The 20,752-nt window shown below is 62.3% G+C and carries 11 protein-coding genes and 1 riboswitch; of the genes, 4 read left to right on the top strand and 7 right to left on the bottom strand.

The features are described 5' to 3' along the window. Positions 1 to 636 precede the first annotated feature (636 nt). The 3 genes from BLU52_RS13940 to BLU52_RS13930 are packed head-to-tail and all read right to left on the bottom strand — an operon-like array spanning position 637 to position 3,424. Positions 637 to 1,401, bottom strand: coding sequence for an ABC transporter ATP-binding protein (locus tag BLU52_RS13940; protein WP_090284091.1), 765 nt, complete (start codon positions 1,399 to 1,401; stop codon positions 637 to 639). Then, positions 1,398 to 2,414: a FecCD family ABC transporter permease gene (locus BLU52_RS13935; RefSeq protein WP_090284089.1), complete on the bottom strand. Its 1,017-nt coding sequence runs from the start codon at positions 2,412 to 2,414 to the stop codon at positions 1,398 to 1,400. The genes BLU52_RS13940 and BLU52_RS13935 overlap by 4 nt, the downstream gene beginning before the upstream one ends. Further along, positions 2,411 to 3,424 (bottom strand): ABC transporter substrate-binding protein, encoded by a 1,014-nt coding sequence (locus BLU52_RS13930; RefSeq protein ID WP_090284087.1) that lies wholly within the window; start codon positions 3,422 to 3,424, stop codon positions 2,411 to 2,413. The genes BLU52_RS13935 and BLU52_RS13930 overlap by 4 nt, the downstream gene beginning before the upstream one ends. 142 nt (positions 3,425 to 3,566) lie before the next feature. Further along, positions 3,567 to 3,760, bottom strand: a riboswitch (cobalamin riboswitch). A 352-nt stretch (positions 3,761 to 4,112) separates the two neighbouring features. Here BLU52_RS13930 and BLU52_RS13925 point away from each other — a divergent pair. After that, entirely contained in the window at positions 4,113 to 4,340 is a 228-nt protein-coding gene (locus tag BLU52_RS13925; RefSeq protein WP_090284085.1) for a ParD-like family protein, read from the top strand. Continuing rightward, positions 4,337 to 5,128, top strand: a complete 792-nt coding sequence (gene map / locus BLU52_RS13920) for a type I methionyl aminopeptidase (protein WP_090284083.1) — start codon at positions 4,337 to 4,339, stop codon at positions 5,126 to 5,128. The genes BLU52_RS13925 and map overlap by 4 nt, the downstream gene beginning before the upstream one ends. An 80-nt stretch (positions 5,129 to 5,208) precedes the next feature. Here the strand turns inward: map and katG are convergent, their stop codons facing one another. Both katG and BLU52_RS13910 read right to left on the bottom strand, forming a co-directional pair. After that, positions 5,209 to 7,479, bottom strand: a complete 2,271-nt coding sequence (gene katG / locus BLU52_RS13915) for a catalase/peroxidase HPI (RefSeq protein ID WP_090284081.1) — start codon at positions 7,477 to 7,479, stop codon at positions 5,209 to 5,211. Between the two features lie 150 nt (positions 7,480 to 7,629). Further along, positions 7,630 to 9,840 (bottom strand): LTA synthase family protein, encoded by a 2,211-nt coding sequence (locus BLU52_RS13910; protein ID WP_090284079.1) that lies wholly within the window; start codon positions 9,838 to 9,840, stop codon positions 7,630 to 7,632. 355 nt (positions 9,841 to 10,195) lie between these two features. Between BLU52_RS13910 and BLU52_RS13905 the strand changes: the two genes are divergently transcribed. Next, positions 10,196 to 11,212 carry an ABC transporter substrate-binding protein gene (locus tag BLU52_RS13905; RefSeq protein WP_090284078.1) on the top strand — a complete coding sequence of 339 codons (1,017 nt, stop codon included), beginning with the start codon at positions 10,196 to 10,198 and terminating at the stop codon, positions 11,210 to 11,212. Positions 11,213 to 11,464: 252 nt separating this feature from the next. Here the strand turns inward: BLU52_RS13905 and BLU52_RS13900 are convergent, their stop codons facing one another. Together BLU52_RS13900 and BLU52_RS13895 are read right to left on the bottom strand one after the other, a co-directional pair. Next, positions 11,465 to 12,817 (bottom strand): efflux transporter outer membrane subunit, encoded by a 1,353-nt coding sequence (locus BLU52_RS13900; RefSeq protein ID WP_231988042.1) that lies wholly within the window; start codon positions 12,815 to 12,817, stop codon positions 11,465 to 11,467. Between the two features lie 89 nt (positions 12,818 to 12,906). Beyond that, entirely contained in the window at positions 12,907 to 13,701 is a 795-nt protein-coding gene (locus BLU52_RS13895) for a helix-turn-helix transcriptional regulator (RefSeq protein ID WP_090284074.1), read from the bottom strand. Positions 13,702 to 14,172: 471 nt separating this feature from the next. Here BLU52_RS13895 and BLU52_RS13890 point away from each other — a divergent pair, with 471 nt between their 5' ends. Continuing rightward, positions 14,173 to 20,583 (top strand): non-ribosomal peptide synthetase, encoded by a 6,411-nt coding sequence (locus tag BLU52_RS13890; RefSeq protein ID WP_090284072.1) that lies wholly within the window; start codon positions 14,173 to 14,175, stop codon positions 20,581 to 20,583. The last annotated feature ends 169 nt before the right edge of the window (positions 20,584 to 20,752 follow it).

Raw genomic sequence — 20,752 nt, 5'->3', positions numbered from 1 at the left:
AGTCGGGTCGGCTGTCAGGCCGTCATCGCTTGCAGGCAAGCTCCCACATTTTGATTGCATTTCTTCAGTTGGAGCGCAGTCAACCAATCAAAAGCCCCTCAACCTAGCCCTCTCCCAGAGGGAGAGGGGACTGATCGAGGTGGATGGGAGAGCTACGCCGAACTGCGATACCGAGTCGAATACAAATTTCAAATCCAACCAAAATCAGCTCCCTCTCCTCGGGGAGAGGGCTGGGGTGAGGGGCAGCCACACCACAAATCCCAAGCCAACCACCCGCTTCTAACCACTCAACAATGAGCGCCAGCTCGAGTGCCCTTGATCTTGTGTCACCGGCGACATCGGAAGGCTGAGTGGAGGGATTGATCCGGGCGTGGGAGCGCAGCGACCGTACGACGAAGTCGTACACAGCGGAAGTAGGTGCAGCGAAGCAAACCGTAGCCGCTGCGCCCGGAGCGATCCCGCAGCGAAGGGACCCGAGCCTGCGAGGGCCGTACGTAGGAGCAAAGCCTTTTGGGTTACCTTTTTGGCGTTTGAAAAAGGTGACCCGCTGTAAGAGCGGAACCCTAAGCCGCCGTTACCGCAGCAACGGATATGTACCCAAAACACCACAGCCCAAGCAGGCTCGCCCTCCCAAAGTCACGAGTGAAACCGCAAAATCCGCTCACCATCAAACGGATCAATCAAATACCGCCCCCGAACCCCAAACGTCTCCAACAAACGCTGCGGCGTCAGCACTTCCAGCGGCTTGCCCAGCGCCACCAACTCCCCCCGCTCAAGCACCGCCAGACGATCACACTTGAGCGCCTGATTCAGATCATGCAGCGCAATCAACGTAGTCACCGGCAACGCTTTCACAACACTGAGAATCGTCAACTGATGCTGAATGTCGAGATGGTTCGCCGGCTCGTCGAGCAACAGAATCTGCGGCCGCTGCGCCAGTGCACGGGCGATGTGCACCCGTTGCCGCTCACCCCCGGACAGGCTGCGCCAGACGCGCTGACGCAAGTGCACTGCATCGACATCCACCAGCGCCTGCTCAACGATGGCAGCGTGCGCAGCCGACCACGGTTGCAACGCCGACAACCAAGGCGTACGCCCCAGCGCCACCGCATCGAACACACGAATGCCGTCATCGGTGTCAGCCTGTTGCTCGACCACCGCGAGTGTCTGCGCAACGCTGCGGCGCGCCATTTTGCTCAGGCGCTGACCGTCGAGCAGTACCTCGCCAGCGCTCGGCTCGCGCAGGCCGGCCAACAGCTTCAACAAGGTCGATTTACCCGCACCATTCGGCCCGACAATGCCCAGGGTTTCGCCGCGTTGCACCTGCAGGCTGACAGCCTTCAGCAACTCGGCACCGCGCACCTTGAAACTCAAGTCTGAGCAACTCAATACCGCGTTCATCGCGCCGACCTCCGGCCCACCAGAATCAGCGCAAACACCGGCGCGCCGACCAGCGCGGTGATCACCCCGACCGGAATCACCTGCCCCTTGATCAGGGTGCGCGACAACACATCGGCGGCAATCAGAAACACCGCGCCGCCCAAGGCACTCGCCGGCAGCAGTCGAGCATGCCCGGTGCCGAGCAACAACCGCGCCGCATGGGGGATCACCAGGCCGACAAAACCGATCGAACCGACAATCGAGACCATCACGGCCGTGACCAGCGCCGCGCAACCGATCAGCAGAATCTGCACGCGGCGCACCGGTATGCCGAGCGACGCCGCCGAATCCGCGCCAAAGGTAAACGCATCCAGCGCCCGCCGATGCCACAGGCACACGACCAGCCCGAGCAGGGCCACCGGCACCGCCAGCCACACCGACGGCCAGCGCACCCCGCCGAGGTTGCCGAGCAGCCAGAACATGATCCCGCGGGCCTGCTCGGAACTCGCCGAGCGAGTAATCAGAAACGCTGTCAGCGCATTGAACAATTGCGAGCCGGCAATGCCGGCCAGAATGATCTGCCCGGTACCGTTGGCCGAGCCACTGACCCGTGCCAGCAGAATCACCAGCACGAATGCCGTCACCGCACCGGCAAACGCGCCGGCCGACAGCGACACCAGCCCGGCACCCACGCCAAGCAAGGCGACCATTACCGCGCCAGTCGAGGCCCCGGCGGAGATGCCCAGCAGATAAGGATCGGCCAACGGATTGCGCAACAGCGACTGCAAGATCACCCCGCACGTTGCCAGCCCGGCGCCGCAGGCAGCGGCGACCAGTGCGCGGGTCAGGCGGTAATTCCAGACGATGCCTTCATCGATCGGGTCGAGCACATAACCGGCGCCCCACAGCTTGTTGGCCAGCACCTGCAGAACCACGCTCGGCTCGATCGAAGTCTCACCGATCGCCACGCCGCCGATAAGCGCAACCGATAGCGTCAGCAGTACCAGCAGCGAGCGGATCAGGCGTCTGCTCATGGCGCCAGGTCGTAGGCATTGATGGCGGCGGCGAGTTGCGCGAGGCCATCGAAGGTGCGCAGGCTGGCCTGCATGGCCATGGCATCGAGGATGATGATGCGGTTGTGTTTCACCGCGTCCATGTTGCGCGTCACCGGATCGCTGCGCAGGAAGGCGAGTTTTTTCTGATAGTCGTCAGCCGGGAAACGCCGACGATCCATGCGCGCGATGACCAGGAAAGTCGGGTTGGCTTTGGCAATGGTTTCCCAACCCACGGTCGGCCATTCTTCATCCGACTCGACCACATTGCGCACGCCCAGGGTGCTGAGCATGAAATCCGGAACGCCTTTGTGCCCGGCCACAAACGGCTCGATGTCCATCTCGGCGCTGGAAAACCAGACCACAGCGCTGACATCCTTGCGCTGCTGGGTTTTCGCCGTGGCGATCGATTGCGCGAGGCTGGCCTTGAGTTGTTCGTTGAGCCGTTCGCCACGCGCCTGCACATCGAAAACCTGCGCCAGTTGGCTCACGCCTTTGTAAATGCTGTCGATGCGAAACGGCGCCAGCCGCGTGCCATCGGAGCCGACGAGGTTGTCCTTGGCTTCGCAATCGGAGGGCAGCAGGTAGGTCGGGATCTTCAACTCGTGAAACTGCTCGCGGGTGCCGACCGCACCTTGCGGGCCGACCATCCATTCCAGCTCCACCGCGACCAGTTCCGGGCGCTTGCCGATCACCGCTTCGAAACTTGGTTCGTTATCGGCGAGGCGTTCGATGGTGTCGTTCTGCGCCTTGTATTGGGGCAGCACGTCGTTGAACCACAGCGAAGTGCCAACGACCTTGTCGCTCAGACCCAGGGCGTAGAGCATTTCCGTGCCGGCCTGGCCGATGGTGACCGTGCGTGCCGGGGCGTGCTGAAACGTCAGGCTGCTGCCGCAGTTTTCGATCGTCAGCGGATAAACCGTGGGCGCCGCTTGCGCCAAGGCACAGAGGCTCAGACTGGTGAGCAGGATGGCAATACGGGGCAGCAGCATGGGGCAGTCTCCAATGGAACCGTACGGGGAGGGCGGGTACGGTTTGGAAACACACCATCAAGCGCTGTCAGCAAACAGTGCAAGGCCGGTCATCACGCGAAAAACGCGCACGGCACGATGTCCTTCCCGGACACCCCGCCGGTTAGTAGTCATTGTGCCGGCAGGTCTCCTGACTGATGCGTCATCGCCTGGCTCCGGCCTTCCCGGGGGTTACCCAGTGGCAGTCGAGGAGCAGGCTCGGCACCTACAGTTGCGGGGGCAGTTCCGATCGATGCTGAACAAGCACCTCGGATTCCCTATTAATCCCATGCGGAAACCGGCGGCGGCATGGTAGACGATTTGGGGGGATGAGGGGGAGATGAATCTTTTGAAAAGCCCCTCATCGGAACGCCGCCCGCCTAACCCTCTCCCGGAGGGAGAGGGGACTGACCGGGGTGTTTGGGCGAGCTGTGCCGACGTGGGATACCGAGTCGAATGCAAATTTCAGAACCAACCGAAATCGGCTCCCTCTCCAGGGGGAGAGGGCTGGGGTGAGGGGCGGGGCCACCACAAGTCCAAAGCCGACCGCATGCTTCTAGCCACCCGCCTGCAGATCCTGAAAAAAACAAACGTCACAACCCTGATTTGCAATCCGCGAACCCCCGCAGCTAATATACGATCCATATACATTCCGTATCGGATTACCTCCATGGGCATCGTAAAAATTTCCGAAGACATGCACGAAAACCTGCGCATCTCCAGCAACGCACTCAGCCGCTCGATCAACGCGCAGGCCGAGCACTGGATGCGCATCGGCATGCTCGCCGAGTTGCACCCCAACCTCGACCACAGCGCGATCTGCCGTTTGCTGATCCGCGCCGAACAGAATGGCGGGCTCGACCTGCACCAACTGACACAGGAAGTCGCCCTCGCATGAGAAACCAGATCAAGCTCAACACCCCGGCCGAGATCGAAAAATCCCGCGCGGCCGGCAGACTGGCCGCCGAAGTGCTGGCCATGCTGGTACCCCACGTCAAGGCCGGGGTGACCACCGATGAACTGGATCGGCTGTGCAACGACTACATCGTCAACGTACAGAAAGCCGTTCCGGCCAACGTCGGTTATCACGGCTTCCCGAAAACCGTCTGCGCCTCGGTCAACGACGTGGTCTGCCACGGCATTCCTTCTGCTACTCCGCTGAAGGATGGCGATATCCTCAACCTTGACATCGCTGTGATCAAGGACGGCTGGTTCGGCGACACCAGCCGCATGTACGTGGTCGGTGAGGCCACGCCTGAAGCGCAACATCTGATCAAGACCACCTATGACGCCATGTGCGCAGGTATTCGCGCGGTCAAACCGGGCGCCACGCTGGGCGATATCGGTTACGCGATTCAGAGCCTCGCCGAAAAGGAAGGCTTCAGCGTGGTGCGCGAGTATTGCGGCCATGGCATCGGCAAGATCTACCACGATGAACCGCAGATTCTGCATTACGGCTTTCCCAATCAAGGGATGAAGCTCAAGGCGGGAATGATTTTCACCGTCGAGCCGATGCTCAACGCCGGCAAACGCCACGTGAAGAACATGCCTGATGGCTGGACGGTGCTGACCAAGGATGGCTCGCTGTCGGCGCAGTGGGAGCACATGGTGGCGGTGACGGAGACCGGATTTGAAGTGCTGACGGCTTGGCCGGATCAGATCGAGGGGTATGCGGCTATCAGTTGATACTGCGTTTGGCGGTCAGAATCCGTGAAATCCAACGCATAAAAAACGCCGCTTGAACAAGCGGCGTTTTCTTTTGGCCGTTACTTCAGATCGAACCGATCCAGGTTCATGACCTTCGTCCAGGCCTTGACGAAGTCATTGACGAACTGCTGTTGTGCATCCGCACTGGCATACACCTCGGCCAGCGCGCGCAACTGCGCATTGGAACCGAACACCAGATCCACCCGGGTTGCGGTCCATTTCGGCGCGCCGGTCTTGCGGTCCCGTCCCTCGAATTCATCAGCATCGCGCGTCGTCGGTTGCCACTCCACGCCCATGTCCAACAGGTTCGTGAAGAAGTCATTGCTCAGCGCTTCGGGTTTATCGGTGAAGACACCATGCCGGGTCTGCCCGACGTTGGTATTCAACACCCGCAGGCCGCCGAGCAGCACGGTCATTTCCGGGGCGGTGAGGGTCAGCAGTTGCGCCTTGTCGATCAGCAGGGTTTCAGCCGCGACGGTGTATTTGCCTTTGCTGTAGTTGCGGAAACCGTCGGCAATCGGTTCAAGAAAGCCGAACGATTCGACATCGGTCTGCTCCTGCGAGGCATCCACGCGCCCGGGTGAGAACGGCACGCTCACTGAATTGCCAGCGTTCTGTGCGGCTCGCTCGACCCCGGCATTGCCCGCCAGCACGATCAGGTCCGCCAGCGAGATTTTCTTGCCGGTGCTTGCGCCATTGAATTCGCTCTGAATGCCCTCCAGGGTTTGCAGCACATGGGCCAGTTGCTCTGGCTGGTTGGTTTGCCAGAACTTCTGTGGTGCCAGACGCAAACGCCCGCCGTTGGCACCGCCACGTTTGTCCGAGCCGCGGAAGGTCGAGGCCGCCGCCCACGCCGTCGAGACCAGTTGCGCAACCGACAGGCCTGAGGCGAGGATTTTGCTTTTCAGCGCGGCGGCGTCGCTATCGTCAATCAACGCATGGCTGACGTCAGGCAACGGGTCTTGCCAGAGCAATTCTTCGTTGGGTAATTCCGGGCCGAGGTAGCGTGACAGCGGCCCCATGTCGCGGTGGATCAGTTTGTACCAGGCGCGGGCGAAGGCGTCGGCCAATTGCTCGGGATTGGCCAGGAAGCGTCGCGAGATCTGCTCGTAAGCCGGGTCGAACCGTAGCGCCAGGTCAGAGGTGAGCATGGTCGGCGAGAGCTTTTTGCTCGGGTCATGGGCATGCGGAACCGTGCCGGCGCCGGCGCCGTTTTTCGGTTTCCACTGATGCGCCCCGGCCGGGCTCTTGGTCAATTCCCACTCGAAGCCGAACAGGTTTTCCAGGTAGTTGTTGCTCCAGCGGGTGGGCGTGGTGGTCCAGGTCACTTCCAGACCACTGGTGATGGTGTCTGCGCCCTTGCCGGTGCCGAAGGCATTTTTCCAGCCCAGGCCTTGCTGTTCGAGGCCGGCCGCTTCCGGTTCAGGGCCGACGTTATCGGCCGGGCCGGCACCGTGAGTCTTGCCAAACGCGTGACCGCCGGCGATCAGCGCCACGGTTTCTTCATCGTTCATGGCCATGCGGCCGAAGGTTTCGCGAATGTCTTTGGCCGAGGCGACCGGGTCCGGATTGCCCTCGGGACCTTCCGGGTTCACGTAGATCAGGCCCATCTGCACCGCAGCGAGCGGGTTTTCCAGATTGCGTTCGCCCTGATCGGTGCGGCTTTCTTCCTTGCCGTGCAGATCCGGTTCGGCTACCAGCGTACCGTCACCGGGTTCCTGTACCGGGCCGTTGCTCTTGCCGTAACGATTGTCACCGCCCAGCCATTCGGTTTCCGACCCCCAGTACACGTCTTCATCCGGTTCCCAGACATCGGCGCGACCACCGGAAAAACCGAAGGTCTTGAAGCCCATGGATTCCAGCGCGACGTTGCCGGTGAGTACGATCAGATCGGCCCAGGAAATGTTGCGGCCATATTTCTGCTTGATCGGCCAGAGCAGGCGGCGGGCCTTGTCGAGGCTGACGTTGTCCGGCCAACTGTTGAGCGGGGCGAACCGTTGCTGACCGGAACCGGCACCACCGCGGCCGTCGGCGGTGCGATAGGTGCCAGCGCTGTGCCAGGCCATGCGCACGAAGAGCGGGCCATAGTGACCGAAGTCCGCCGGCCACCAGTCCTGAGAGTCAGTCATCAATGCGCTGATATCTTGCTTCAGCGCCTGAAAATCCAGGCTTTTGAACGCCTTGGCATAGTCGAAGTCCTGGCCCAGCGGGTCAGACTTGGGCGAGTGCTGACTGAGGATTTTCAGGTTCAGTTGATTCGGCCACCAGTCTCGGTTGGTCGTGCCGCCACCGGCGGCATGGTTGAACGGGCATTTCGATTCGCTTGCCATGTTCGAGTCCCTATCAGGTCTGCTGCGGCCGGCTGGTGCCGACTTCGGACTTGTAAGGCTAGACCCGACTTGGCAAACCAGCTAATAGCGCAGGTATTGCGCGCCGATAGGCAAACTCTCTCAGCGCCGCGCTGCTTCGGGTCAGCGGGATCAGCTCGATTGCGCCGTGTCGTCATCGGGCACATCGTCGAGAATGTCGTCTTGCCCCGGCAGCTCAGTGATCACGCTGAAGTCACTGACTTCCACCGCGCCTTGCCCGTAACCGAGCAAATGAAACGAAAACGCCTTGCGCTGTTGCGGGTTTTCAAAGCTGAAGTCCATTTCCAGCGGCTGATCCGCCGTTGCGACCATTTCCGCCGGTAAGCCCAGCTGCACGTCCTGTTCGAACTCCTTGGCCTTGAGTTGTATGTACGCCGCTTGCTGCGGGTCGACCGCGCGCACGGTCAGGCGGACGCGAGTGTGCGAGCCCTTGGGCATTTCCAGGTACTGCGCGCCGATCAGGTTGTCGGCCCAGTCATCCTTGATCTGCGCTTGCAGCGGGATGATGTTGTTGCTGCCGAACTGATAGCGATGGTTGAGCGGCGTGCGCAGCAGCGACAGGTCCAGGGCATTGGCGCGGGCGGCGATCTGTCGGGCCGGATGACCGCTGTAGCGTCCCTTGTAAATGGCGCTGTCGGCGATGAAGCCAGCGCTTTCGTAATAGCGGCAGCGGCGCGGCATGTCGCATTCGGAGAAGATGCCGCGGCCATCGTGATAGCGCAGCTTGCCATTGGTGAATGACATGATTTCGCGGCCGGAATCATAGTCACGGAACAGCGAGCGACCGCTCAGCGCAGAAGGCACTGGCAAGTCGAAGTAATCGAGGATCGAAGTGCTCAGATCGACGTGACCATAGACGCCTTTGTTCAGGCGCGGCAGATGCGCCTGCTCCGGTGCCAGGGTCAGGTTGAACCCCCACGACGAGGCCAGACGCACGCCGTCGATGCCGTGGGATTCGTCCGATGTGATCACCACCAGCGTGTCCTTGAGCACGCCTTTGCGTTCCAGGCCACTGAGAAACTGATCCAGCGCATCGTCGAGATAACCGACGGCGGCCTGCTTCGGCGTTTCGTAACGCTGCAGATAATCGTCCGGTGCGGAGTAGGGCTGGTGAGTGCCCACGGTGAGCAGGGTGAGCATCCACGGCTGTTTGTGTTTCTTCAGCTGTACAACGTAATCCAGCGCACCCTCAAAGAACGCCTTGTCATCCTTGCCCCATGGAAATTCCAGATAGTTGCTGTTGCTGAACCATTCCAGCCCATGGGTGGCATCGAAGCCGATGTGCGGCATGATCTTGTCCTTGGCCATGAAGCGCAGCCCGGCACCTTGCAGGTAATGCGTGCTGAAACCGTGGTCGCGCAGTTGTGCCGGCAGACAGGCCTGATTGCGCTCGTTGAGGGTGAGCATTTCCACGCCTTTGGGCGTGCCGTTGTTAAGTTTGTCGTAGTCGCCGCAGAGCATGGCGTACAGACCGCGAATGGTCTGGTGCGTGTGCAGCACGTAATCCGGGGTGTTCATGCCGCGCTCGGCCCAGCGGCTGAGGTTGGGCATCAAGTCTTCCTGATAATGACTGCCGATGGCCTCGCGGTTGGCGCGGATGTACGCGCCGGGAATGCCCTCCAGTGCGATGATCAGCACGTTGCGCGCCTGTCCCGGTGCGGTCAGCAGTTTTTCTCCGTTGAGGTCGACATCGGTCAGCCCGGCCATCGCCGGTGCGGGTTCTTCGGCATCGCCGTCCAGCCATTCCTCGGCGCGAATCTGCAGGTCCGCCACTTCGCTGGCGAGCAGTTGATGCGGCAAGTTGTACAAACGCCACGGATCAGCCTCGTTCGGCCACAGATTCTGTGCGCCCCAATGCGCGGCGAACAACACCAGCGGCGCGCCCCAGGCTGCGCGGGGCAGAGGCGTGAGCCGTCGGTCGCGGCCGGCGAAGCGGGTCAGCAGCCACACGGCCAATGCCAGCAGCAATGTCAGGCCCAGTGCGGGGTGCGCCAGGCCGCCGCCGGTGGAGTTTTCCACGAATTGCGGGTCGACCAGGTAATGAATGTCGGAAGGCGTCGGCAACCGACCGACCGCGCTGACCAGTTCCGCGGTCGCCACCGCCAGCACGCTCCACAATAGCAGCACCGGCAGAGCCAGCCACCACGCGCGGCGATGCAGCAAAACCAGCAACAGGCTGCCCACGGCCAGATCCGACAGATAACCCAACGGGCTCGACCAGCCCAACGCCGCGCGCAGGCTCATCGGCACAATCAATACCAACAGCAGCAGAGAAAACAGTCGGGCGTGTGGTTGCCGCAACCGGTTGAAAAGAGCGCTCACAAAAAGACCTTCCAGCCATCAAATCGTCATAAAAGTGTGGGCGATGATAGCAAGGCTCGGCCATCTGATTGCCTTTTAAAACGCTCGGGTGATGCGCAGGGACAAGCGCTGGCGCGAATGGAAAAACGGCTGGAAACCCCTATGGCTGCTGGTGGAGCGCGGCGACCGGCCTGTTTGCCAATGCGGATTTTGCCGGGGTTTTATTGTGTCAGGCTGTTAACGATCGACGTTGTAGCAGCGCAAGGCATACGCTCAGCGTCCAGTGCTATCGATATGCAATAAAGATATTTAATTTCTATTTTTTATAGCGATAAAGTCAGGCCTTTTAGCAAACCACCCCTGCTGCGAGGTTGTCATGGCCACACCGTTGAAACGTTCCGCATTGACCCTGTTGGCCGCCGCCCTGGCGGGCACAGCGTTGTTCAGCTCGGTCGCTCAGGCCGAGGGCAAGATCAGCATCGCCCAGCAGTTCGGTATCGGTTATCTGATCCTCGACGTGGTCCGCGACCAGCAACTGATCGAGAAACATGGCAAAGCCCAGGGCCTGGACATCGAGGTCGACTGGAACAGCATTTCCGGCGCCACCGCGATGAACGAAGCGCTGCTGACCGGTTCGCTCGACGTAGTCTCGGCCGGCGTGCCGCCGATGCTCACTGTGTGGGATCGCACCAAAGGCAAACAGAACGTCAAGGCCATCGCCGCGCTCGGCTCGATGCCCAATTACCTGCTGACCAACAATCCGAATATCAAAACCCTCAAGGACTTCAGCGACAAAGACCGCATCGCCGTGCCTGCCGCTGGGGTGGGCTTCCAGTCGCGCACCTTGCAGATCGAAACCGCCAGGCTGTTCGGCGATGCCCAGTACAAGAAGTTCGATGACATTTCCGTCAGCCTGCCGCACCCCGATGCGACGGCCGCGCTGATCGCTGGTGGCTCGGAAATCAACTCGCATTTCTCCAGCCCGCCGTTCCAGTATCAGGCGTTGCAGAACCCCAATGTGCACAAAGTGCTGAGCTCCTACGACGTACTCGGCGGCCAGGCGACGTTCAACGTGCTGTACACCACGGAAAAATTCCACGACGAAAACCCCAAGACCTACAAGGCGTTCTACGACGCCCTGGCCGAGGCCGAGAGAATCATCAAGGCTGACAAACCGGCAGCGGCTCAGGCGTATATTCGGGTCGAACAGTCGAAGTTGCCGTTGGCGCTGGTAGAGCAGATCGTCAACGATCCCGAAATCGACTTCACGGTGGTACCGCAGCGTACGTTTATCTATGCCGAGAAATTGCAAGAGTTAGGCGTGCTGAAAAACAAGGCGGGAAGCTGGAAGGATTACTTCTTTGAAGAGGCGCATGGTGGGGCGGGGAGTTGATGTTCCGCGCCGGCTAAGGCTTGAAAAGCAAAGCCCCTCACCCTAACCCTCTCCCAGAGGGAGAGGGAACTGACCGCAGGGAATGTGAGAATTGCACCGGTTGCAATACCGAGTCGTACGCAAGTTTTGAACGGCCCACAAATCGGCTCCCTCTCCTGGGGGAGAGGGCTGGGCGGGCGGCGTTCCGATGAGGGGTAGCTCCACCTCGAAACCCAAGCCGAACAATTTTTGCTCATCATGGAAACTCGCAGATCACCGCGCCACCGCTTCACCTGCCCGCCAGCCACCACCCAGCGCAGTATAGAGGTTGACCTCAGCCACCAACTGCGCCAGGCGGTCGCTGATCAAGGCTTGTTGCGAAGTGAACAGCGAACGCTGCGCATCGAGGAACGTCAGGCTGCTGTCGACGCCGTTGCGATAACGGTTCTGCGCGAGGTTGTAGTAATCCTGGGTGGCCTGGACCAGATCGCGCTGGGCCTGCAGCTGCTGTTCATAGGTGCTGCGCGCCGCGAGTCCGTCGGCGACTTCCTGAAACGCCGTTTGAATCGACTTTTCGTACTCGGCGACGGCGACGTCTTTCTGCAGCCGGGCGTAATCCAGACTTGCGCGCAGGCTGCCGGCATTGAAAATCGGCAGGCTGATCTGTGGCTGGAATGTCCACGCGCCGGAGCCTGCGCTGAACAGCCCGGAAAGATCGCGACTGGCGGTGCCGGCATTGGCCGTCAGGCTTACGCTGGGGAAAAACGCCGCGCGCGCTGCGCCGATATTGGCGTTGGCGGCCTTGAGCTGGTATTCGGCCTGGAGAATGTCCGGGCGCCGTTGCAGCAGATCCGATGGCAGCCCGGCCGGCAGTGGCGATACCAGTTCACTGGCCAGCGGGAGCGCCGGCAATTGCGCTGGCACCGGCGCGCCGACCAGCAGCGTCAGGCTGTTCAGATCCTGTGCGACCAGACGCTGGTAGCGCGCCAGATTGACCCGCGAACTGTCGACGCTGGTGCGTGCCTGCGCTTGTTCCAGCGCTGAGGATTTGCCCGCTTCGCGGTTGCGCGTGGTCAGGTGCAGGCTTTGTTCGTCGGCAGCGAGGGTGTCGCGGCTCAGTTCCAGTAACTGCTGATCGGCGCGCCAGGTCAGGTAGGCATTGGCGACGTTGGCCACCAGACTCAGTTCGGCGCTGCGCCGCGCCTGTTCGGTGGCCAGCCAGCTTTGCAAGGCCTGCTCGCTGAGGCTGCGCACCCGACCGAACAGATCCAGCTCATAGGCGCTGATGCCCAGGTTGACCGTATACGCCGAGGTGATCTGCGCCGAGCCGCCGGTGACGCTGGACGGCATGCGCTGGCGCAACTCGTTGGCATTGGCCGCCACCGCCGGCACCAGGTCGGCGCGTTGAATGCGGTATTGCGCCTGGAACGCCTGAACATTCAGCGCTGCCACGCGCAGGTCGCGATTGTTGGCCAGCGCGGTTTCGATCAGTTGCGTGAGCGCTGGGTCGTTGAACAGCGTGCGCCAGTCTGCATGGCGGATCGCTGGCTGCGTTGCAGTGGGGTACTGCGCAGCAGTCGGCAGTGGCGGTTGGTGATAATCCGGAGTCAACGAACACCCGGCCATCAGCACCACCGTGCACAGCAGGGGCAGGCGTAACCCGGGCTTCGCAAAACTGCGTTTGCGCGCCAGACGCGGTAACGCTCGAGACCCGTTCAAGCCCCGGCCATCCATTTCGCCAGCCCATGCCTTCCGCTGACGCCGAGCTTGGCCGCGGCACGCTTGAGATAGGTTTCGATCGAGCTGTTCTTGACCCGCAGTTTTTCCGCCATTTGCGGCACGGTGCCGCCGGTCAGCAGGCCCAGACAGACTTCCTTCTCGCGTGCCGACAAGACGACGTCGCTCAACGCCAGACGCTCATCGAAGACTTGCGACAGCGGCGCCTGATCCAGCTCGGCCAACGCCGGGCGAGGCTGGCGGGCGAGACTCTGGCGGGTGATTTGCGCATGCCGTTCGATCAGCGGCAGCAAGGTGTCGGAGAGGCTTTTCAGAAAGGCCAGTTCCGGCAGGGAAAACACCCGCTGGGTATGCGGTCGGTACACCGAGATCACGCAACGGCGATTGGAGGTGCGTGACACCAGATTGCACTGATGCACGCCGTGTTGCGGATGGCGCGGCAACAGTGAAGCTTTCAGCTGAATAAGCAGCGAGTCGTTCATCTCGATCATTTTCTGCAGCAGCGGATGATCATCCGGCCGTTCGAGCGTCGCGTGGCAGTGGCTGGCCACAGGCAGGCCCGCACAGCCCAGCGGCTTGATCTCGACCACACTGGCCTGGCGCTCATCCAGCGTCCATTCACTGAGGTCGAGGCGGTTGACCGGCACCAGCGTGTCCACCAGCTGGAACATGTTGCTGGCGAAATGATCGTCGCCGGTACTGGCTATCAGCTCTCCCAGTTGCCAGTAGAAGTGCGGGTTTTCCATGTTGCGAATACTGCCGGTCAGATTCATGTCCTTCTCATCCCTGGTTCAGAGTCATCACCGTTTCGTCTGCCGTTCATGCACACGCGACCACTCAGTCATTGCTCCTCGAACTGATCTGCAGCGCAATTAAACCGATGCATTTGTCCTGCGTCTGTAGGGGAAAACAGGGACACAAAATGCCACTATTTCCGCCGACCTGCCGGGGCCAGGATTGCGCCTGTTATCCGCCTGCGTGACTGACGGGTCACATCAGGCGCCCGGAATGTCGGCAGACGAGCTTTCTTCGGTGCCGACTGCCCGGCGAAAAGCACTACCGTGGCATGGTGTTTTTCCTACAGATTTTTCAGCCGTTGCTCCATCAGCCGGGCGGGGCATGCCCACGCACAGGCGGTCAGGGAAAGCGGGGCAGGGGCGCGCTGCGCTTGTCCGGGTTTCAGGTGTCACGCAGCGAGCGGGGCCGATGCTTGAATACCCGGCAAATCACATGAGATGGATCTTATGCAGCCTACTTCTGCTCCAGCAGCGGACGATCTGTCCGTGCCTTGCGAAACCTTTGCGCTGACCGCCGCCCAACGGGATATCTGGCTGGATCAGCTGAGCCGTGGTGATTCGCCGCTGTACAACATAGGCGGTTATGTCGAGCTTGACGGGCCGCTGGATCAGGCACTGATGCAGGCAGCGCTGGAATCGCTGATCGCCAGCCACGACGCATTGCGCACCGTCTTGCTGCCTGATGTCGGTGAGGATGGCCTGCCCCGGCAAGCTTTTTTGCCGACGATGGCGGTGGCGATGCCGCTGTTTGATTTTTCCGGTCTCGACGATGCGCACGCGGCGGCGCAGGCATTGCTGCAACAGCAGATGGAGCAGGTCTATCGCCTCGATGGCCAGCCGCTGTTGCGCTTCAGTCTGATTCGCCTCGACGAAGGGCGTCACTGGCTCGCGACTCAGGCGCATCACCTGATCCTCGACGGTTGGGGCTTTGGTCAGATGCTCAAGTCGCTGGGCGAGATTTACAGCGCGCTGAGCCAGGGACAGGCACCTGCGATGTCGGCGCCGTCCTATGTCGATTTCATAGCCGACGATGCGCGCTATCAGGGTTCGGACCGCCACGCCCGTGATCGCGATTATTGGCTCGACAAGTACCGTACGCAGCCGGAGCCGTTGCTGCTGCCGCGCCATCGTCAGGACTCCAGCCAATGGTCGCGGCCGTCGCAGGCGCATGTGCAAGCGATGCCCGCGTTGCTGCACCAACGCATGCAGCAAGCGGCGCAACGGTTCGGGGCGTCGGCGTTTCACGTCCTGTTGGCGGCGTTGCATGTGTATTTCAGCCGCACGGCGCAGCGTGACGAGTGGGTGGTGGGCCTGCCGATTCTCAACCGCGCGGGTGCGCGTTTCAAAACAACGCTCGGCCTGTTCGCCCAGGTCAGTGCGGTGCGCCTGGATTTTGCTCAGGATTTGCCGTTTGCGCACTTGGTGCGGGCCATCGCGACTCAGCTGAAACAGGACCTGCGCCACCAGCGTTTTTCCCTGAGTGAAATGAATCGCGCGCTGGGTCTGCTGCGCGAGGACCGCGCGCAGTTGTTCGAAGTGTCGGTGTCGTACGAGCAGGACGATCACGACTACCGTTACGGCGCGGCCTCGGCGCACACCGTCAAGGTCTCCAATGGCCATGAAGCGACGCCACTGGCGATTCATCTGCGCAGCAATCGCTTCAACGATCAGGCGTGGCTGCATCTGGTCTACGACCAAGCGTACTTTGACGCCACGGACGTTCAAGCGCTGGGCGCGCGGTTACTGTCGATTCTTGAACAAGGGCTGGAGCAGCCGCAGCTGTCGACGGCGGATTTCTGCCTGAGTACCGCCGACGAATCGCGGCAGTTGCAGCAATGGAACGACACGCGGGTGGACTTTGCGCAAGGCCGAACGGTTGCGCAACGCTTCGCCGCGCAAGTTGCGCAGCGCCCCGACGCTGTCGCCGCCATTCATCAAGGGCAGCCACTGACGTACGGCCAGCTCGACAGTCAGGCCAATGCCCTTGCCCGACACCTGATCGAACTCGGTGTACAACCCGATGATCGCGTCGCCATTGTCGCCCGTCGTGGTCTCGATACGCTGGCGGGACTGCTTGCCGTGCTCAAGGCCGGCGGCGCTTATGTGCCGATCGATCCGGTGCAGCCGAGCGAGCGCTTGAGCTATTTGCTCAGCGATTGCGCCCCCCGGGCAGTGCTGACGCAGAGTGATCTGCGCGATCGCTTGCCGCTGTTGCGGGTGCCGGTGATCGAGCTCGATCAAGCCGATTGGCCGACCGCCAAAGAGGCTGACCCGGTGGTGGCGGGATTGACCGACGCCAACCTCGCTTATGTGATTTACACCTCCGGTTCCACCGGGCTGCCCAAAGGCGTGATGGTCGAACATCGCGCGCTGGGCAATCTGATCGACTGGCATTGTCAGGCCTTCGACCTCGGCCCCGGCCAGCACACGTCCAGTCTCGCCGGGTTCGGCTTTGACGCGATGGCCTGGGAAGTCTGGCCGGCGTTGTGTGGCGGTGCGACGCTGCATTTGGCGCCGGCCCATGACGGTAGCGAAGACATCGATGCGCTGCTGACGTGGTGGCGCTCGCGACCGCTGGATGTGAGTTTCCTGCCGACGCCGATCGCCGAATATGTCTTCAGTCGCAAACTGCAGCATCCGACCTTGCGTACGTTGTTGATTGGCGGTGATCGGCTGCGCCAGTTCAATCGCGCGCAGTCGTTCGAGGTGATCAACAATTACGGCCCGACCGAGGCCACGGTGGTGGCGACGTTCGGCAGAATCGAGCCCGGACGGGCGCTGCACATCGGTAGACCGGTGAGCAACGCAACGGTGTACGTCCTCGACGAACAGCAGCGGCCGCTGCCGATCGGCATCACGGGCGAGCTGTACATCGGCGGCACCGGCATTGCCCGTGGTTACTTGCATCGCCCGGACCTGAGCGCCGAACGCTTCCTGCGCGACCCGTTCAGTTCCGACCCGGCGGCGCGTCTGTATCGCAGCGGCGATCGGGTGCGTTGGCGCGCCGATGGCACGCTGGAATATCAGGGGCGCAACGATGATCAAGTGAAGATCCGTGGGGTGCGGGTCGAGCCGGGCGAAGTCGAGGCGGCACTCAGTCGTCACGAGGCGATTGCGCAAGCGGTGGTGCTCGCGCGCGACGGGCAGTTGCTGGCGTGGTTCAGCGAACGCCGGCCGGTGGATGTCCTTGAGTTGCACGCGTATCTGCAGGCTCGTCTGACCAGCGCCATGCTGCCGCAGGCGTATGTGCGCATGACGGCAATGCCGCTGACCGCCAATGGCAAAATCGACCGCAAGGCCTTGCCGGCACCGGGGCCGGACGCGCTGATCCGCCGCGACTATGAAGCGCCGCAGGGCGATGTTGAGAACGCCCTGGCGCAGATCTGGCAGGAGCTGCTGCAGGTGCCGCAGGTCGGGCGCCACGACCATTTCTTCGAGCTGGGTGGGCACTCGCTGCTGGCGGTGAACCTGATCGAACGCATGCGGCAGCTCGGCATGAGCTGTGATGTGCGGGTGTTGTTCGGCCAACCAACGCTGGCCGCGCTGGCGGCCGCGGTCGGCAGTGGGCGCGAGATCGACGTGCCGGCCAATCGCATACCCGCTGGATGCACCTCGATCAGCCCTGACATGCTGCCCTTGATCGAACTGGATCAGGCCAGCCTCGACCGCGTTATCGCCAGCGTGCCCGGCGGCGCGGTCAATGTGCAGGATATCTACCCGTTGGCACCCTTGCAGGACGGCATCCTCTATCACCACATCACCGCCGCGCAGGGCGATCCGTATCTGCTGCAGTCGCATCTCGCCTTCGCCAGTCCGGAGCGCGTCGAGGCCTTCGCCGACGCCTTGCGCGCGGTCATGGCCCGGTACGATATTCTGCGCACTGCTGTGGTCTGGGAGGGGCTGATCACGCCGGTGCAAGTGGTGCTGCGGCACGTCGAGCTGGCGGTGCAGGAAATCGACATCGACCCGGCACAGGGCGACGTGCTTGAGCAATTGCATCAGCGCTGTGATGCGCGCCGCTATCGCCTGGATGTCAGTCAGGCACCGCTGCTGCGCTTGCTGGTTGCCCGCGATCCGTTGAAGGAACGAGTCGTCGGTGTGCTGCTGTTCCATCACCTGGCGCTCGATCACATTGCGCTGGACGTGCTGCGCGGCGAAATATCCGCCAGCCTCGCCGGGCAACGCGAACCTTTGCCGCCGGCGGTGCCGTACCGCAACTATGTCGCGCAGGCGCGGTTGGGCGTCAGCGAGGCCGAACATGAGGCGTTTTTCCGCGAGATGCTCGGCGATATCGATGAGCCGACGCTGCCGTTCGGCTTGCACGATGTGCAAGGCGATGGCCGGGGGATCGACGAGTCGCAGCAATCACTCGCCAACGAACTGGACGGCCGCCTGCGGCAGCAGGCCCGCCGGCTCGGTGTCAGCGTCGCCAGCCTGATTCACCTGGCCTGGGCGCGCGTGTTGGCGGCGACCTCGGGGCAGGAGCGGGTGGTATTCGGCACGGTGCTGATGGGGCGCATGCAGGGCGGCGCGGGTGCCGACCGTGCGCTGGGGGTGTTCATCAATTCCCTGCCGTTACGCGTCGATGTTGCGGCGCCCGGGCGAACCGCGGTGCAGGCCACCCATCAGCGCTTGACCGGATTGCTCGGTCACGAACACGCCTCGCTGGCGCTGGCCCAGCGTTGCAGTGGTGTGGTCGCGCCGACGCCGCTGTTCAGCGCGCTGCTCAACTATCGCCACAGCGAGCGGCAGCAAGGTCAGGCCGAAGGGCCGCACTGGCCAGGCATCGAAACCCTGGCCAACGAAGAACGCACCAACTACCCGCTGACCCTGAGCGTCGACGACTTTGGCGATGGCGTGCAATTGACCGCCAGGGCGGTCGCCAGCATCGGCGCGCAACGCATCAGCGATTATATGCACCTGGCCCTGGGCGGGCTGGTCGAGGCACTGGAGCAAGACTCGGATCTGCCCCTGGACCGACTGCCGATCCTCTCGCCGGCAGAGCGCGATCAGTTCCTGACCCGATTCAACGCAACCGCAGTCGATTGCCCGATCGAGCAACCGCTGCACAGGTTGTTCGAGCAACAGGTGCAACGCCGGCCGGATGCGATTGCGTTGCAGGCCGGCGAGGCGCAACTGAGCTGGCGGCAACTCAACGAGCAGGCCAACCGTCTGGCCCATCACCTGCGTGAACAAGGCGTACGCCCGGACACGCGGGTGGCGATCTGCGTCGAGCGCAGTCTTGAACTGGTGGTCGGCCTGCTGGCGATCCTCAAGGCCGGTGGTGCCTACGTGCCGCTGGACCCGGACTATCCGCTGGCGCGCTTGCAATTCATGTTGCGTGACAGCGCGCCGGTGGCGGTGTTGCTGCATGCGGCGACCCGCGATCTGCTGGGTGAAACGGATGTGTCCGTGGTTGACTTCGATCGCTGCACCTGGGACGAGGCGCCGAGCGACAATCTGCAAGTACCGGATCTCGGTGCATCGAATCTGGCGTACATGATCTATACCTCGGGCTCCACCGGCACGCCCAAGGGTGTGATGATCGAGCACCGCAGTGTCTGCAACCTGATGCACTGGGGCTCGCAGATTCGCCCGCCAACCGCGGATGGCGCGCTGTTGCAAAAGGCGCCGTTCAGCTTTGACAGCTCGGTGTGGGAGATTTTCTGGCCATTGAGCGCCGGCCTGCGCCTGGTGCTGGCACGGCCTGACGGTAATCGCGATTCGGCTTACGTCACCCAAGTGATTCGCGAGCAACGTATCAGCGTCGTCAAGTTTGTCCCGGCGCTGTTGCAGCAGTTTCTCGAACAGGATGATGTCAGCACCTGTACCAGTCTCACCGACGTATTCTGCGGCGGTGGCGACCTGACCGTTGCCATGGCCCGTGCCGTGCGCGAACGCCTGCCATGGGTTCGTCTGCACAATGTCTACGGCCCGACCGAAACCACGGTCGACAGCAGCGCCTGGACTCTGGAACCCCACGAGCCAGTGCCCGAGCGGGTCATCCCGATCGGCAAGGCACTCTGCAACACGCGGCTGTATGTGCTCGATCGCAACGATCAACCGGTGCCCTTGGGCGTCAGCGGCGAACTGCACATCGGTGGCGTCGGCGTCGCGCGTGGCTACCACCAATTGCCGCAGATACAGGCTGAGCGCTTTGTCGACAGTCCGTTCGTGGCCGGGGATCGTTTGTATCGCAGCGGCGACCGGGTGCGCTATCAGGCGGACGGCAACCTCGAATTCCTCGGCCGCACCGACTTTCAGCTGAAACTGCGTGGCCTGCGTCTGGAACCGGGGGAAATCGAAGCGCGGCTGATTGCACATGCCGCCGTACGCGAGACGCTGGTGCTGGTACGCGACGAGCGGCTGGTGGCGTACTTCACCGTGGCTGACGGTCACCTTGCACCTTCAATCGAGGCACTGCGCGAGCACGTCTTGCGGCAATTGCCCGAATACATGGTGCCCGCCGCGTTCGTGCGGCTTGCCGCCATGCCGCTGACGCCCAATGACAAGTTCGACCGCAAGGCCTTGCCGGCCCCCGGTGCCGAACACTTGCTCAGCCGCGCCTACATAGCCCCTGAGGGCGACATCGAACAGGCGGTCGCGCGGGTCTGGGCCGAGACGCTGGGCATCGGACAGATCGGGCGCAACGACAATTTCTTCGAGTTGGGCGGGCATTCGTTATTGGCGGTGAGTCTGGTGGCGCGCATGCGTCAGGCCGGGCTGCATGTCGATGCCCGCACGCTGTTCAGTCAGCCGACGCTGGCCGCACTGGCGGCGCAGACCTCACGGCAGACGCACAAGGTAAACATTGCGCCGACCACCATTCCGCAGCTCAACCGCAAGCGCCGGATCTGACCCGGCAAGGGATCTCTGCGCGAGCCCGGCGCCGGCGCACAAGCGTCTGCGCTGCCGTGCGCAGCGGGGCTTGTCCCGGCTTCCCATGTCAGACAGTGCGGCGCCGATGTTTTAGTTTTTCCCGGTTGCGCGCGGTCGCCACGGACTCGCCACTGCGTGCAGCTTTTTT

The sequence above is a fragment of the Pseudomonas granadensis genome (genome assembly GCF_900105485.1).
Lineage (GTDB): Bacteria > Pseudomonadota > Gammaproteobacteria > Pseudomonadales > Pseudomonadaceae > Aquipseudomonas > Aquipseudomonas granadensis.
This window is presented reverse-complemented; position numbering and strand designations above follow the sequence as displayed.